Below are 16,556 nucleotides of genomic sequence, written 5' to 3'. Positions count from 1 at the left end.
GATCTGGTCATGTTGATAGGCGTCGCGCGTTTCGAATTGCGTTACCAGTTGCGCAACCCGGTTTTCTGGGTGTCGCTCTTCCTGTTTTTCCTGCTCGGCTTCGGCGTAACCGCGAGCGAGAATGTCAGCATCGGCACGCCGGGTACAGTGCATGAAAATGCGCCCTTTGCGATTGCTTCGATGCTCGCGGTGTCCTCGCTGTTTTATCTGTTCGTCATCACCTCCTTCGTCGCCAACGCAATCGTCCGCGATGACAGCAGCGGTTTTGGTCCAATCATCAAGTCGACCTCAATCGGCAAAACCAATTATGTGATGGGGCGCTTTCTTGGCGGTTTGGCCATCGCGCTGATCGGTTATCTCGCCATTCCCGTGGGCATGTTTTTTGGGTCGGTGATGCCTTGGGTCGATGCAGAGACTGTCGGTCCGCAAAATCCGGCCTTTTATCTCTGGCCGTATCTTATCCTTGCGATCCCCAACATCATCCTTGCCAGCAGCCTATTGTTCGGGCTGGCGACGGTCACGCGCTCAATGTTGTGGAGCTATATCGGCGTTGTAGTGTTCGTGATGGGGTATCTGATCGCTACCTCGATACTCGGATCAAAGGTCGAATATCAGCAATTGATGGCGCAGTATGAGCCGCTCGGTTTCGGCGCGCTGGCGGAAGCAACGCGCTACTGGACCGCAGCCGACATGAATTCGAAACTGTTGCCGCTGGACGACAACGTGCTGTTTAACCGCGGGCTGGTTCTGGCAATTTCGGCGGTGCTGCTGGCGCTGACCTATTGGCGCTTTTCGATGGAAGAACGTGCACCGTCAAAACGCCTTTTGAAGAAACTGGCGCGGCAGCGGGCGTCCGAAGTTGAAGCTGCACCGACGCAGATTGCGTTGACAAAGGCGACACAGCGCTTCGATGGAGCGACGACGCGCGCGCAGTTCATGGTGCGACTGAAGACTGAGATCATGCAGGTCTTGCGCAGTCCAGGCTTGATTGTGCTGTTGTTGCTTGGGGTCATCTATGCTGCAGCAGGACTTTGGCTGACGGAGACGCTCTACGGCACGCCGTCGCACCCGCTCACCGCAGATATCATCACAAACATCATCTCGGGCTTCTCGCTTTTCCTTTTGATCATCGCGGTTTTTTACGGCGGCGAACTCGTCTGGCGCGAGCGCGATGTAAAAATCAGCGAGATCATCGATTCGACGCCTGCGGCGAATTGGATCATCACCATTCCCAAGGTCTTCGCGATCCTTGTCGTCCTGTTGCTCATCAACTTGGTCGCAATGGCAACCGGCCTTATCTTCCAACTGATAAAAGGCGCGGCCGATTTTGGCATTGCCAGCTATTTTGGCTGGTTCATCATACCGGTGACGGTCGAGATGCTGATGACTGCTGTCCTCGCGGTATTTTTCCAAGCATTGAGTCCGAATAAATATGTCGGCTGGGGCCTGTTCCTCGTCTATTTCATCGTAGGCATTTTTCTCTCCAATTTGGGCTATTCGAACGCGCTTTACGATTATGGCGCTACCCCCGCCGAACCGCTGAGCGACATGAACGGAAGCGGCGGGTTCAGTTTCGGCGCCTGGGTACTGCGCGTTTATTGGCTGGCCTTTGGAGTCATCCTGTTGGTGATTGCGCATCTCGTCTGGCCGCGTGGCACGGACACACGCTGGCGCAGCCGCCTAAAGCGCATCCGCCCCGGCCTTCGCGGCGCACCGCTCGGATTGATCGGCGCGGCGGTCGTGGCGATGATCGGGACGGGCAGCTACGCTTATTATAATTTCAAAATCCTCAACCGCTATGAAACCAGCGACGAGGCCGAAAAATTCCTCGCCGATTATGAAAAGAAATATCTGAAATATGAAAATCTGCCGCGTCCGGTGGTCAAATCGGTCGAACTGGATGTGCAGATATTCCCTAAAGATCGCCGCATGGAAGTGATTGGCAGCTACCAGATGCGCAACGAAACCGCAGCGCCGATATACGAGGTGCATGTGCGCCAAGACAGCCGTGATGTGGAATATACCAAGCTTGTACTTTCTGGCGCAAAGCTAGCGACGGATGACAAAAAATTTGGATACCGCATTTTCCGTTTCGACCAACCCTTGCAGCCAGGCGGTGAGGCATCACTCGATTTCGCGTCGCGCCTCCACCACAAGGGCTTCCGAAACGGTGCCCCAGCCACTGAAGTTAACCTCAACGGTACTTTCGTCAACAATTTCGTGTTTGCGCCGATAATCGGAATGAACCGGTCAGCCTTACTGCAGGACCGCACCGTCCGGAGGCGTCAAGGCCTTCCCGCGGAACTTCGCATGGCCAAGCTCGAAGACATGAGCGCTACCCGCGAGAACTACATTCGCACCGATTGGGTGATGTCCGATATCACCGTTACGACCGATGCCGACCAGACACCGATTGCACCGGGACGCAAGCTGGCGGACACCAACAAAAATGGTCGCCGCACCGCGCATTTCGTCTCCAGCGCCCCCATTCAAAATTTCCTGTCGGTGCAGTCGGCGCGATATAAGCTTACCGAGCGCACGCATGACGGCATCAAGCTGTCAATCTATCACGACCCGCGCCACGAATGGAACGTGCCGGCGATGCTTGGCGCACTTGAGGCGGGCTTGGATTATTTCCGGACCAATTTCGGACCCTATCAGTTCGACCATGCCCGCATCATCGAATTCCCAGGCTACCAGTCGTTCGCGCAGGCTTTTGCCGGGACTATGCCTTATTCGGAAAGCATCGGCTTTGCCGCCGACGTGACTGACAAGGACTCGATTGATTACGTGACCTACGTTACCGCGCACGAACTCGCGCACCAATATTGGGCGCATCAGGTGGTCGGTGCCGACATGCAAGGGGTGACGGTAACGTCCGAAACGCTGGCGCAATACTCGGCGCTGATGGTGATGAAAAAGCTGTATGGCAAGGACAAGATCCGCCGTTTCCTGAAATACGAACTCGACAATTATCTGAGCGGACGCAAGGGCGATGCCATTGGCGAACAACCCCTCTACCGCGTCGAAAATCAGGGCTATGTCCATTACCGCAAAGGTTCATTGGTCATGTACCTGTTGCAGGAACGGCTGGGCGAAGCCGCAGTCAACCGAGCGCTGGCTCGCTTCATTCAGACATGGAAGTTCAAGGGCGCTCCTTTCCACCGCTCGGTCGATCTGATTACCGAATTGCGCAAGGAAGCGACCACGCCCGAACAACAAGCGCTGATTACCGACCTGTTCGAGAAGATTACGATTTACGATTTGAAGGCGAAAGAGGCTAAGACCGCAAAGTTGGCGAACGGCTTGTGGCAGACGTCGATTAGCATCGAAGCAGCCAAATATTATGCCGACGCCAAGGGCAATGAAAAGTCCGCACCGCTGGCGGAATCAATCGAAATCGGTCTATTTGGCGGTCGCCCGGGCATCGGCGCGTTCGGTAAGAATGACGTGGTCTCTATCGAACGCAAGCCAGTAAAGAACGGCGTGCAGACAATTGTCATCACCTCAAAAATTAAACCGAAATTTGCCGGGGTCGATCCGTATAATTTTTACATCGACAAAAATTCGGATGACAATGTGGTGGATGTGACGGGTTAATGTCCTTCGTGTAGGCGTCGGTTTCAGTCGATTGATGCCTACAATTTATGCGCTGAGCCCGGATGCTGGTGCGCGGTCGCAAGGTTGGACAACTTGCCAGGACAAGGATTCGGAATGCGCGCAATGGCTTCACTCCCGCGAATGCCTCGCGACCTTGGCGATTTAACCAACTTGCGTTAGGGCGCGGGCATATGATTCAGGAGCCTCTCATGCCAAAACTTATCCTCATCCGTCACGGCCAATCGCAGTGGAACCTTGAAAACCGCTTCACTGGTTGGTGGGATGTCGATGTCACCGAAAAAGGTGCGGCTGAGGCTTGGGCGGCAGGCGAGCTTATGAAGGAAAAGGGCATCGCGCCCGACACCGCCTTTACCAGCGTGCAGACACGGGCAATCAAGACGCTGAATCTGGCGCTGGAGGCCATGGGGCGCCTGTGGGTTCCGGTGACGAAGAATTGGCAGTTGAACGAACGGCATTATGGCGGGCTAACGGGCCTGGATAAAGCAGAGACAGCGGCAAAGCATGGCGCGGATCAGGTGAAGATCTGGCGCCGCAGTTTCGATATTCCGCCGCCGCCGCTTGCGGCAGGATCGCCTTATGACCTGTCCAATGACCCGCGTTATGCCGGCATCAATATTCCGGCGTCAGAAAGCCTCAAAGACACCATTAACCGTGTGCTGCCTTATTGGGACAGCGCGATAGTGCCTGAATTACAGGCCGGAAAAACCGTATTGATTTCGGCGCATGGCAATAGCCTGCGCGCGCTCGTCAAGCATCTGTCGGGTATCTCCGATGCCGACATTAACGGCTTGGAAATCCCGACGGGTCAGCCAATCATCTATGAATTGGACGACCATCTGAACGGTGAATATTACTATCTGTCCGAGCATTAAGTTCACTTTAAGCATTCGGGCGGTTAACGCCGCGTTGCTGGATTGCGCCTTTGGCACCACAAGGCTAAGGCCATGGCCATCGAACTTGTCAGGGGAGTGACATATGACCGACGCAGCGCCGATCATTGGCATCATCATGGGAAGCCGTTCGGACTGGGAGACAATGCGAGAGGCTTCTGCGACGCTTGCTGCACTGCATATTCCCCATGAATGCAAAGTGGTGTCTGCGCATCGCACGCCCGAACGTCTTTATGATTATGCAAAAAGCGCAGTCGGGCGAGGCTTGAAATGCATCATTGCGGGCGCAGGGGGCGCGGCGCATTTGCCCGGCATGGCGGCATCCATGACGCGGCTGCCGGTGTTGGGCGTGCCTGTGCAATCCAAGGCGCTGGACGGCATGGACAGCCTTTTGTCCATCGTGCAAATGCCGGCAGGCATTCCGGTTGGTACATTGGCCATTGGTAAGGCAGGCGCAACCAACGCGGCGCTTTTGGCGGCGGCAATGCTGGCGAATGAAGATACTGCGCTGGCCGAACGCTTGGACGCTTGGCGTGCGGCGCAGACGGCTTCGGTCGCCGAAACGCCCGAATAAGGCGCATTTATGGCGGCATTACCTCCCGGATCGACGATTGGCATATTGGGCGGTGGTCAGCTTGGCCGTATGCTGGCGACTGCGGCTGCGCAATTGGGTTATCGCTGCCATATTTATGCGCCGCCCGGGGACAATGTCGCCTGCGATGTCACCGCCGCTTATACGGTCGCCGAATATGATGATCTGGTCGCGTTGAAGGCGTTTGCAATAGCTTGCGACGTGGTGACATTCGAATTTGAAAATGTGCCCGTGACGCCGCTCGAATCGATCACTGGCCTTGTTCCGGTATACCCGCCGCTTAAGGCGCTTGAAGTGGCGCAGGATCGCGCCGTCGAAAAGCAGTTTGTCCGTGCACTTGGCGGGAAAACCGCGGAGTTTGCGACTGCGCAGGACGAAAGCGCCTTACCCGCTGCGATTGCGGCTGTGGGCATCCCGTGCGTCTTGAAAACCATTCGCTTCGGCTATGACGGCAAAGGCCAGTCGCGGATCATGGACGAGGGTGACATAAAGGGTGCGTGGGAACGCACAGGCGGACAGCCGCTCATTGCCGAAGCCATGGTGTCGTTTGAGGCGGAATTCTCGGTCATATTGGTCCGCGGCCAAGATGGTGAAATCCATTTTTGGGATAGTTCGCAAAATCTGCATATCGGTGGCATCCTTGCAAAATCGACACTGCCAGCCGGGCCATTGGTCGAAAGCCAGCAACAAGCGGCGCGTGATATGGCATCGGCGGTCGCATCGGCGCTGGATTATGTCGGCGTCTTTACCGCTGAATTCTTCGCCAGCGCGATAGGCCCCTTGTTCAACGAAATCGCCCCCCGCGTGCACAATAGCGGACATTGGACCATCGAGGGCGCAGTCACGAGCCAGTTTGAAAACCATATTCGTGCCATTTGCGGATTGCCCTTAGGTGCCACGGAAACGATCGCTGCGCGGGTTGAAATGGAAAACCTGATTGGCGACGGCGGCGAGCGCTATGAACAAATTCTGGCTGATCCGGCGGCGCATCTGCATCTATATGGCAAGGCAGAAGCAAGACCCGGCCGAAAAATAGGCCACGTCACCCGCTTGTATAGGTAAGAAAAAGTCGGCAAGACGAAGGATATGAATCATCCCGAAATCGTTCTTGTCCTCGCCCGCGCCTTTAATGGAACAATCGGGAAGGATGGCGGCATGCCATGGCATATCCCGGCCGACCTGCGCCATTTCAAGCAAGTGACCAAGGGGCGGCCCATGATCATGGGTCGCAAGACCTTTGACAGCCTGCCGGGCTTGCTGGAGGGCCGCCGCCATATTGTGCTGACCCGCGACCATGATTGGGAAGAGGAGGGCGCTGAAGTTGTGCATTCGGTCGAGGAAGCATTGAAGCGCGCCAATGGGCCACATGTCTGCGTCATCGGTGGGGCCGAAATCTATGGCCTGTTCCTGCCGCTGGCGGACCGCGTTGAGCTCACCGAAATCGCGGCCAGTCCCGATGGTGATGTGACCGTCCCTGCGTTTGACATGTCGGTCTGGCAAGAAATTGCCCGGGATAGCCATACAGCCCAAGGCGGCGCTCCTGCCTATGATTTTGTAACGTTGTTGCGGCGCGCTGCGACGTAAACGCCGGGGGTCATAGGGGGGATTATGCGTAAAAAAATCTGGATACCGGCGATATTGATTGCCGCACTATCCGCGCTGCGTGTTATCCGCGCTGGCTTGGTGCCGAGGGCGAATGTTGCAAAATGACCAATAAGCAAAACCGTAGCCCTGAGCCGTCGATGCGAAGCGTCGACGAAAAGTCGAAGGGCGTTGCAAGATCGAGAGCCACCCTTCGACGGACGCAATCGCAAAACGATTGCTGCTCAGGGCTGCGGTTTTTCGCGATATGATGATCCCCCGCCTTTCCGCCAAAGACCGGATGCCTGACGCGCTGCGCGGCGGCGTGATGGCTTTGGGCAATTTTGACGGCTTTCATCTGGGGCATCAGGCGGTCGCAGGCGAAGCCATTGCGCAGGCGAAGGCGGCTGGCCGTCCAGCCGTCATCGCCACCTTTGACCCGCATCCGGTGCGCTTTTTCGCGCCGCAATCGCCCTGGTTCCGGCTGACGACGATCGACCAACGGCGGCGGCTTTTCGAAGACGCGGGCGCGGACGCCATGTTGGTGTTTGATTTTGATGCTGAACTGGCGGCAACCAGTGCCGAAGATTTTATCGCCAAATTGCTTGTCGAACGGCTTGGGGTTTCAGCCGTTGTCACGGGCGAAGACTTCACCTTTGGCAAAGCACGGGGCGGCAATATCGATGTGCTGCGGCAAATTGGCAGCGCGCACGGGCTTTCCTCCACCGCGATGGGGCCAGTGGTCGATCATGCAGGCATCATCTCGTCAAGCCGCGTCCGCACTGCGTTGCAAGACGGCAACTGCGCAACCGCGACAGCCTTGCTCACGCGACCCTTTACTGTCCAAGGCATTGTGCAACATGGCGACAAAAACGGTCGTCTTCTGGGCTTTCCCACCGCCAATATCGACATGGGCCATTATCTGCGCCCGCGTTACGGCATTTATGCGGTGAAGGGCCGTTTGCCCGATGGTCGCGTGCTAAACGGCGCGGCAAATCTGGGCATCCGCCCAACCTTTGACCCGCCCAAAGAATTGCTTGAGCCACATTTCTTCGACTTTGCCGAAGATTTATATGGCCAGAATATCGAAATCGAATTCCACGCCTTCATTCGTGGGGAGGCGAAGTTTGACAGCCTCGATGCGTTGATACAGCAAATGGCAAAGGATTGTGCATTGGCAAAAAGCATCTTGTTATCAACGACTTGATTGGTTATTCATAATCCAGCCATTCGGCCATGTATTCCCGCCTTCGCGGGAATGACAAGAGCGTTGGTGTGGAGCTTTTATGAATCTATCTCGTCGTAAAAAACAAGCTTTGTCAGTCGTTGTGGTCATTCTCCTCGGCCTGACCCTGCTCAATGCTACTTGGCTTGCGCCGACGCCAGCGGGCAAGCCGAAGCTTATCGCGCACCGTGGCGTGTATCATCTCTATGACAAACGTGCTGCATTTGGCCGTGACACCTGCACCGCGCGGTTCATCCGCCCACCCGATCATGAAGTGTTCGAAAACACTATTGCCTCGATCCAAATGGCGGCGGGGCTGGGGGGCGATATGGTCGAAATTGACGTCGCGCCGACCAAGGACGGCAAAATGGTTCTGTTCCATGATTGGACGGTCGATTGTCGTACCAATGGCAAAGGCGAAACCCGCGACCTGACACTATCGGAGCTAAAGGCACTCGACATTGGCTATGGCTATACGGCCGACGGCGGCAAGTCATTCCCGCTGCGTGGCAAGGGCATCGGCCAAATTCCGACGGTTGAAGAGGCCCTTGCGGCCATGCCCGCGCGGCCATTGCTGTTCAACTTCAAGTCAAAAAACTCCGATGAGGCGGACCAGTTGTTCGCCATATTGAAAGCGTCGGGCCGGGATTATGAAAAGCTTGGTGATGCCTTTTACGGCGCGCAGCGCCCAGTGGACCGCATACGACAGCTCGCGACCAAAAACTGGGCCTTTAACATGAAAAACGAGGCAAAGTCCTGCACCAAGGACTATGTCCTTTATGGTTGGACCGGCATTGTTCCCGAAAGCTGCCGCAACGGCGTGTTGGTTATTCCCATCAATTATCAATGGCCAATGTGGGGCTGGCCCAACCGCCTGATCGCCCGCATGGAAGGCGTCGGCGCGAAAATCATCGTCGTGGGGCCGCATGAAAGCGGCAAGTCGAACGAGGGGCTTTCCGATGTCCATGATCTTGGCAAGATCCCGGCGAGCTACAATGGGTATATCTGGGTTGAGGACATTTGGGCCATCGGGCCAGCGTTGCGGCGATGACTATGCCAATCCTCTCCATCGACTTGCGATGGGGAGGGGAACCGCTCGGCTTGAGCCGAGGGGTGGAGGTGCCTGTAATTGCGAACGCTCCTCCGTCACGCTTCCACTAGGTTTCAGCGCGCCACCTCCCCATCGCAAGTCGATGGGAAGGATACAGGCTTTATTTGCAGCGCCATATCCTTTAGGCACCCGCACGATATGACCGAACCTGCTGACTCACCGAAACAAGACTATCGCGACAGCGTCTTCTTGCCCAAGACAGACTTTCCGATGAAGGCTGGCCTTCCGCAGAAGGAGCCGGGGATATTGGCGCGCTGGCAAGAGCAGGCTTTCTACGCGAACCTGCGCAACCGCCGCCGTGGGCGCGAGAAGTTCATCCTGCATGACGGCCCGCCTTACGCCAATGGTGACATGCATATCGGCCATGCCCTGAACCATATTCTGAAAGACATGGTCGTCCGCACGCAGACATTGTTGGGCAAGGACGCGCCTTATGTGCCCGGTTGGGATTGTCACGGCCTGCCCATTGAGTGGAAGGTCGAAGAGCAATATCGCAAGAAGAAGTTGAACAAGGACGAAGTGCCGCAGCAAGAGTTCCGCGCCGAATGCCGCGCTTATGCACAGCATTGGGTCGATACGCAGCGCGAGCAATTGAAGCGGCTGGGCATCAATGCCGATTGGGACAATCCCTATCTGACGATGGATTTTCAGGCCGAAGCAACGATTGTTGCCGAGCTGCTGAAATTTGCCGAAAGCGGCCAGCTCTATCGCGGGGCGAAACCTGTGATGTGGTCGCCGGTTGAAAAGACTGCGTTGGCTGAGGCCGAGATTGAATATGAGGATATCGTCTCGACGCAGATCGATGTGGCGTTTGAGATTGTCGAAAGCCCGATTGCGGAGTTGGTCGGCGCGCATGCAGTGATCTGGACAACGACGCCTTGGACGATTCCTGTCAATCAGGCGATCGCTTATGGGCCGGATGTTGATTATCGTCTCATCCGGTACAAGCACACCAATAAGGACGAGCGCACTATACTGATTGCCGAAGAGCTCCGAGGTGAAGTCCAGAAGCGACTTCATTACATCCGCATGGAGTCCGAGGGCGAAATTGGTGTTGATCGTTTCGTTGAAATGAGCGCGAAGTTCAAAGGCTCCGAACTAGCCGGAACCATGGTCCGCCATCCGATTTACAACTATCTTCGTCATTCCCGCGCAGGCGGGAATCCAACGCCTGACACCTCCGCACAATCGACAGATCAGGTGTTGGACCCCCGCCTACGCGGGGGTGACGAATTAAGTGATGAAGTGTTTGAGCGCCGCATCGCCTTTTTTGCCAAACCCCGCCCCATGCTCGCGGGCGACTTTGTTACCACCGACAGCGGTACTGGCCTCGTCCATATGGCACCTGACCACGGCGAGGATGATTTCGACCTGTGCAAGGCGAACGGCATTGATCCGGTCTTTGCGGTCGAAGCCGATGGCAAATATCGTGCGGATTGGGCTTGGCTGGGCGGTGAGGGGTCGGTCATCAACCCTAAATTTAACGCACCGGATGGACCTATCTGCACGGCACTGCGCGAAGCAGGCGGGTTGCTTGCGGCGTCGGCGGATTACAAGCACAGTTACCCGCATAGCTGGCGGTCGAAGGCTAAGGTGATCTACCGCTGCACCCCACAATGGTTTGTGCCGATGGATAAGGCGTTAAACCCCTCTCCCCGACCCTCTCCCGCAAGGGGAGAGGGGGATAGGTTGCGCGCTCGTGCGATGCAGGCCATCGCTGCAACGCGCTTCATCCCTGAAAAGGGGCGCAATCGCCTGTCGTCGATGGTCGAAGGCCGCCCCGACTGGGTGCTATCGCGTCAACGCGCATGGGGCGTCCCGATTACGCTTTTTGTGAAAAAGGGAACCAACCAATATCTCGACGACGCGGGCGTCAATGCGCGCATCATCGCCGGCATCCGCGAAAATGGCGTCGATGGTTGGTCCGACGAACGCGCGCAAGAATATCTGGGCAGCGATTATGCTCTCGCTGATTATGAGCGCGTAACCGACATATTGGATGTGTGGTTCGATTCGGGCTGCACCCATGCCTTTGTGCTTGAAAGCGGGCGCTGGCCTGATCTGTCATGGCCTGCGGATTTGTATCTCGAAGGCAGCGACCAACATCGTGGCTGGTTCCAGTCAAGCCTTTTGCAAAGCTGCGGCACAAGGGGCCGTGCGCCCTATAATGCCGTGCTGACGCATGGTTTTACCATGGACCAAAAGGGCATGAAAATGTCCAAGTCCTTGGGCAATACGATCAACCCGTTGGACCTGATGCGTGACAGCGGCGCGGATATCTTGCGGCTTTGGGCGCTGACCGTGGACTTCACCGAGGACCATCGCATTGGCAAGGAAATCCTTGCTGGCGTGTCCGACCAATATCGCAAATTGCGCAACACCTTCCGCTATCTGCTGGGCGCGCTCGATGGGTTTTCGGATGTCGAGAAGGTTGCGGTGGCGGACATGCCGGAACTGGAGCGGTACATGCTCCATCTGCTGGCGGACATGGATGCAAAGTTGAAGACGGCGGTCAATGACTTCGACTTCAACACTTATGTCCGTTTGCTGACCGAGTTTTGCAACGAAGACCTGTCGGCCTTTTTCTTCGATATCCGTAAAGATTGCCTCTATTGCGATGCCGCGACCGATCCAAAGCGCATGGCGTACCGCACGGTGCTGGACACGCTGTTCCACGCCCTCGTCCGCTACGCCGCGCCCGTGTTGGTGTTCACCAGCGAAGAGGTATGGCAGACGCGATTTGGAGCGGATGCGGACAGCGTGCATTTTTCGGATTGGCCGGAAGTGCCCACACTTCGTCATTCCCGCGAAGGCGGGAATCCATCACCTGGTGGTGATGTTTGGACAGGGCAGGAGTTGGACCCCCGCCTTCGCGAGGGTGACGCGTTCAAGTTGAAAGCAAAGTGGGCGGACATAAGATCAGCGCGATCATTGGTCACGGAAGCGATCGAGCCATTCCGGCGTGACAAAACTATCGGATCAAGCCTTCAAGCTGAGGTTGTTCTGTCAATCTCAGATGATACGGCAAGAAGCCATTGTAGCTCCGAGGAAATGGCGGAGATTGCAATTACTTCATCGTGCCACATCGCTTCCGGAACAGATTCTGTGATCGTCACCAAAACCACCAACCACAAATGCGGTCGCTGCTGGCGGCATCTGCCTGAGGTTACAGAGGACGGCGCTTTGTGCGGTCGGTGTGCGGATGTTGTTGGTGGGTAAAACTTCCTCCACGCACTTCTGTCATCCTGAACTTGTTTCAGGATCCATCGTGCCCAACAAACCGCCGGTTGCGGATGATAAATGGACCCTGAAACAAGTTCAGGGTGACGCTTTGGGGTTTGATAGTGACGATGCGGTTTTGGTGGGTTAGGACATAACCATGAATCCGAACCCGAACCCTAAATTCCGCCTGCAGGGCCTCATGCTCGCCAGCCTCGTGTTTATCGCGGATCAAATGGTGAAATATGCGATGCTTGGGCCGTTGCAGTTGAAAGAGCGTGGTGTCATTCACATCGTGTCGTTCTTCGATCTGCGCTACGCCGAAAATCGCGGCGTTTCGATGAGTTTCCTCACCGCGGATAGTGATGGCGAACGCTGGGCACTGGTTGCGCTGACTACGGTGATTGCGGCGGGCGTAGGCGTGTGGATGTGGCGCGAGAAACTGCGCGGCGACGTGCTGGCTTTGTCATTGGTCTTGGGCGGCGCGCTGGGGAACATCGTTGACCGCGTTCGTTACGGCTATGTTGTGGATTATGCCGATCTGCATTTTGGTGCGTTCCGACCATTTTACATATTCAACCTGGCCGACGCCTGCATCAGCATTGGCGTATTGATATTGCTTGCCCGCGCGTTCCTGATAGGTGACAAGGACGCCGGTCGCGGCCCTGATGTTCAGGAAACTGCAAGTAATGCCGACATAGTGGAGAAGTCATGAAGCGGATATCTATCTTAGCGGCGGCGTCAGTTGCTATTCTTGCGCTTTCGGGCTGCGGAACGACCAGCATCTATGACCGCGAACGCCCTGATGAATTTGCGGTGAGCCGGTCAAAGCCAATCGAGGTCCCCAAGACCTTCACTTTGCCAACGCCGACCCCTAACGCGCCGCGTCCGCAGGATGGCGACACGAAGGAGCAGGTTTTGGACGCCATGTTTGGCGGCACTGCGCCTGCAACGCCTCCTCGCCCGTAACCCGGCCTGAAAATGGATATATTTATGAACACAAAACCTGTCCTTTTTGCCGTTGCCCTGATCACGCTTCCTGTGCTGTCGGGATGTGGGTCAATGGGAAGCATATTAGGCGGCAATCAAGCGGCTGCGCCGTCGGTTGGCCGCGCTGCGCCCTTGGTGGTTCCGCCCGATTTTGCGCTTGAGCCAACGGCGGTATCGGTCATGCGCCCTGCCCAGGCTGGTCAGGAGCAGATGCTGGAGACTTTGTTTGGCGGTATCGCAACGCGCTCCGCTGCTGAACGCGCGATTTCGACGACGTCGGGCACGGCCGAATTGGGCATTCGTTCATCGGTCGGTGATCCGCAGACTACGACCGTAAACAAGGGTAGCATCACACGCGATATCATCGCCGCCCCAGAAGGCGACGGCCAAACCGCGCAGGCAGTCATTCCGGGTTAATGGCGGAAAAGCGGCGCGCTTTCAAGCGCGCACGCTCGCTTCCTCAACGCCTGCGCTATTGTGGCGCAGCGCTTTCAACGCAGTTTCGACGATCTGTGGCGCATTGAGGCCCGCTTGGTCATATTGCTTTTGCGGGCTATCATGCTCTTGGAAGATATCGGGCAGGCGCATGGTGCGGATTTTTAGGCCCGTGTCCATCAGGCCGGCGTCGCTCGCCAGCGTGAGCACATGCGCGCCAAGGCCGCCAACTGCGGCTTCTTCGACGGTTATGACGACTTCATGCGTGGCGATGAGGTGGCGAATCATTTTTTCGTCAAGTGGCTTGGCAAAGCGCAAGTCTGCAACGGTCGTGCTAAGGCCCTTTGTGTCCAGCGTGTCTGCGGCCTTCATCGCTTCGGCCAGACGGGTGCCGAGCGACAGGATAGCGACCTTCTTGCCTTCACGCATGATTCGGCCCTTACCGATTTCGAGCTGTTGAGGCACTTCGGGTAAGGCAACGCCCGTGCCATTGCCGCGCGGATAGCGGAAGGCGATTGGGCCGCTGTCGTGCAAGACGGCGGTGTAGGTCATATGGACCAACTCCGCCTCATCGGCGGGTGACATGACGACCATATTTGGCAGGGTCGCAAGATATGTGATGTCGAAAGACCCGGCGTGCGTGCTGCCGTCGGCACCGACCAAACCAGCGCGGTCGATGGCAAAACGTACGGGCAGATTCTGGATCGCGACATCATGGACGACTTGATCGTAAGCGCGTTGCAGGAAGGTCGAATAAATCGCGCAGAAGGGACGCATGCCTTGCGCGGCGAGGCCAGCGGCGAAGGTCACGGCATGCTGTTCCGCGATGCCCACATCGAACGAGCGTTCGGGGTGTGTGGCGGAGAATTTGTCAACGCCCGTCCCGCCGGGCATGGCGGCCGTAATTGCGCAGATTTTGGGGTCGGTTTCCGCAAGCTTGGACAGCGTTTCGCCAAACACATTTTGATAGGCAGGCGGCCCGCCACCGGGGCCTTTTTCCTGCTTGCCGGTAATGACGTCGAATTTCACCACGCCATGATATTTGTCGGCGGCCGCTTCGGCAGGGGCATAGCCCTTGCCCTTTTGTGTGACGACATGGATTAGGACTGGACCTTCGGCATTGTCGCGGACATTTTCGAGGACCGGAATGAGCTGGTCCAGATTATGGCCGTCGATGGGACCAACATAATAAAAGCCAAGCTCTTCAAACAAGGTGCCGCCCATCGCCATGCCACGGGCGAATTCCTCGGCCTTTGATGCGGCGGTATAGATTCGCCGCGACAGGCGTTTTGCGACCTTGCTCGCAAGGCTGCGCAGCCCCAGATATTCGCTTGAGGATACCAAGCGCGACAGATAGGCGGACAGGCCACCCACCGGCGGCGCGATTGACATGTCATTGTCGTTCAGGATGACGACCAAACGGTTGCCTGCGGATTGCGCGTTGTTCATCGCCTCATACGCCATGCCGGCGGACATCGCGCCATCGCCAATGACGGCAATTGCCTTGCCGGGTTTGCCAGCGATCTTGTTGGCTACGGCAAAGCCCAAAGCTGCGGAAATCGACGTTGAGCTATGGGCCGCGCCGAACGGGTCATATTCGCTCTCGCTGCGCTTCGTGAAGCCCGAAAGCCCCCCGCCAGTGCGCAAGGTGCGAATGCGGTCGCGGCGTCCAGTGAGGATTTTGTGCGGATAGCATTGATGGCCCACATCCCAGACCAACCGGTCATCAGGCGTGTTAAACACATAATGGATGGCGGTGGTCAGCTCAACAACGCCAAGCCCCGCGCCCAAATGACCACCTGTGACCGATACGGCAGAAATGGTTTCGGCGCGCAATTCGTCAGCAAGCTGGCGAAGCTGGGACGCGGCAAGATTGCGAAGGTCCGAGGGCACTTTAACCGTGTCAAGTAACGGCGTGTCAGGCGAATGAGTCATGCTTTGAGCTTAGCGGCGTTTTATCTGGCTGTCGAACGAGTAATTGCAGATATATCAATCACAATCGGCACATTTGCCGCGTACTTCGATGACAGGGCGAACTTGCGCAAAGCCAGCATGTTCCGCCGCTGCCCGCACGCTCATGGTCAGCGCATCATTATCAATATGCGTTGCGGTGCCGCAGCTATCGCAAATCAGGAATATACAATCATGCAAGCACCCCGGGTGCGAGTTGGCAATATAGGCATTCGCGCTTTCCACGCGGCGCGCAAGGTTCGTCGTCACAAACAGGTCCAAGATGCGGTAGACGCTGTTGGGGGCAACGCGTTTGCCGCGCTTTTGCGACACGAGGTCAGCAATATCATAAGCCGACGCCGGTTTTTCAAAAGTTGCGAGTACCGCGAAAATATCTGACCGCATATCGGTCCATTGTTCGCCCGCCTCGACAAGCGCGGCTTCTGCGGCGTGCGCAAGCGATGCGCCTGCATGCTCATGATGGTGATGTGCTGCCATGATGCCGATGTAGGCGTTGGCATGCGGCGGGTCAATCACTGCGCGATTAAGGTTTAGCGTCTGGCCCGATGGTTGAGCAAATGGCCAAGTCCCAAAAAGACAACGCCAATGACCGTCAAGGCGATTTCCATAGTGCCATGTGGCAGCGTCAGTGCGCCGCCCATCATGCCGATACCCAGCGCGCCTATAAAGGCGGGCATGAACAAGCCATGCGCACGGAAGCCCTTGCCCAATGCCAAAACTCCCAAAAGGATGGCGAGGCCCAGCCCAACCTCATGGATCATGGGGTTCAACAGTAAGCCCCCCGCTGTTGCAAATATGGTCAGCAAAACCGTGGTTATAAGGCAATGCAACAGGCACAGTCCGGCAATGCTGAGGCCAAGCCCGTCCCAACGCCATTTTTGCCATACCTGTGCCATGAACTGGCCCCTACACTGATTCGAT

The 16,556-nt window shown here is 56.7% G+C and carries 14 protein-coding genes; 11 read left to right on the top strand and 3 right to left on the bottom strand.

Annotated elements, in window-relative coordinates; translation table 11 throughout:
* Nucleotides 1-9: 9 nt before the first annotated feature.
* The 11 genes from HEQ18_RS08705 (at nt 10) to HEQ18_RS08655 (ending at nt 13,646) form a co-directional block, all read left to right on the top strand.
* Entirely contained in the window at nt 10-3,600 is a 3,591-nt protein-coding gene (locus tag HEQ18_RS08705; protein ID WP_432814396.1) for an ABC transporter permease/M1 family aminopeptidase, read from the top strand.
* 209 nt (nt 3,601-3,809) lie between these two features.
* On the top strand, nt 3,810-4,493 hold the full coding sequence (gene gpmA, locus HEQ18_RS08700) for a 2,3-diphosphoglycerate-dependent phosphoglycerate mutase (RefSeq protein ID WP_397605911.1): 684 nt from the start codon (nt 3,810-3,812) through the stop codon (nt 4,491-4,493).
* Nucleotides 4,494-4,596: 103 nt separating this feature from the next.
* Nucleotides 4,597-5,085 (top strand): 5-(carboxyamino)imidazole ribonucleotide mutase, encoded by a 489-nt coding sequence (gene purE / locus HEQ18_RS08695; RefSeq protein ID WP_432814395.1) that lies wholly within the window; start codon nt 4,597-4,599, stop codon nt 5,083-5,085.
* A 9-nt stretch (nt 5,086-5,094) separates the two neighbouring features.
* Nucleotides 5,095-6,165 (top strand): 5-(carboxyamino)imidazole ribonucleotide synthase, encoded by a 1,071-nt coding sequence (locus HEQ18_RS08690; RefSeq protein WP_432814394.1) that lies wholly within the window; start codon nt 5,095-5,097, stop codon nt 6,163-6,165.
* A 24-nt stretch (nt 6,166-6,189) separates the two neighbouring features.
* On the top strand, nt 6,190-6,687 hold the full coding sequence (locus HEQ18_RS08685; protein ID WP_432814393.1) for a dihydrofolate reductase: 498 nt from the start codon (nt 6,190-6,192) through the stop codon (nt 6,685-6,687).
* A gap of 271 nt (nt 6,688-6,958) precedes the next feature.
* Nucleotides 6,959-7,891, top strand: coding sequence for a bifunctional riboflavin kinase/FAD synthetase (locus HEQ18_RS08680; protein ID WP_432815980.1), 933 nt, complete (start codon nt 6,959-6,961; stop codon nt 7,889-7,891).
* Between the two features lie 79 nt (nt 7,892-7,970).
* The gene (locus HEQ18_RS08675; RefSeq protein ID WP_432814392.1) at nt 7,971-8,960 is read left to right on the top strand and encodes a glycerophosphodiester phosphodiesterase family protein; all 990 of its coding nucleotides are present in this window, start codon (nt 7,971-7,973) and stop codon (nt 8,958-8,960) included.
* A 198-nt stretch (nt 8,961-9,158) separates the two neighbouring features.
* Nucleotides 9,159-12,239, top strand: a complete 3,081-nt coding sequence (gene ileS, locus HEQ18_RS08670; protein ID WP_432814391.1) for an isoleucine--tRNA ligase — start codon at nt 9,159-9,161, stop codon at nt 12,237-12,239.
* 160 nt (nt 12,240-12,399) lie between these two features.
* Nucleotides 12,400-12,954: a signal peptidase II gene (lspA, locus tag HEQ18_RS08665; protein ID WP_432814390.1), complete on the top strand. Its 555-nt coding sequence runs from the start codon at nt 12,400-12,402 to the stop codon at nt 12,952-12,954.
* Entirely contained in the window at nt 12,951-13,208 is a 258-nt protein-coding gene (locus HEQ18_RS08660) for a DUF3035 domain-containing protein (protein ID WP_296200125.1), read from the top strand. Before lspA ends, HEQ18_RS08660 begins: the two co-directional genes overlap by 4 nt.
* Before the next feature lie 24 nt (nt 13,209-13,232).
* The gene (locus HEQ18_RS08655) at nt 13,233-13,646 is read left to right on the top strand and encodes a DUF3035 domain-containing protein (RefSeq protein ID WP_397602310.1); all 414 of its coding nucleotides are present in this window, start codon (nt 13,233-13,235) and stop codon (nt 13,644-13,646) included.
* A gap of 21 nt (nt 13,647-13,667) precedes the next feature.
* On the opposite strand, the gene dxs is transcribed toward HEQ18_RS08655, so the two are convergent.
* From dxs to HEQ18_RS08640, 3 genes are read right to left on the bottom strand one after another with little or no spacing between them, the layout of a single operon-like run.
* A complete protein-coding gene (gene dxs / locus HEQ18_RS08650; protein WP_432814389.1) occupies nt 13,668-15,599 on the bottom strand; it encodes a 1-deoxy-D-xylulose-5-phosphate synthase in 1,932 nt (643 codons plus the stop codon).
* 54 nt (nt 15,600-15,653) lie between these two features.
* The gene (locus tag HEQ18_RS08645) at nt 15,654-16,112 is read right to left on the bottom strand and encodes a Fur family transcriptional regulator (protein ID WP_432815979.1); all 459 of its coding nucleotides are present in this window, start codon (nt 16,110-16,112) and stop codon (nt 15,654-15,656) included.
* 53 nt (nt 16,113-16,165) lie between these two features.
* Entirely contained in the window at nt 16,166-16,531 is a 366-nt protein-coding gene (locus tag HEQ18_RS08640; protein WP_397606409.1) for a MerC domain-containing protein, read from the bottom strand.
* Nucleotides 16,532-16,556: the final 25 nt, after the last annotated feature.

Source organism: Sphingorhabdus sp. (genome assembly GCF_050921905.1).
Lineage (GTDB): Bacteria > Pseudomonadota > Alphaproteobacteria > Sphingomonadales > Sphingomonadaceae > Sphingorhabdus_B.
The sequence above is the reverse complement of the archived record's forward strand: the minus strand, read 5'-3'. Positions and strand labels throughout refer to the sequence as shown.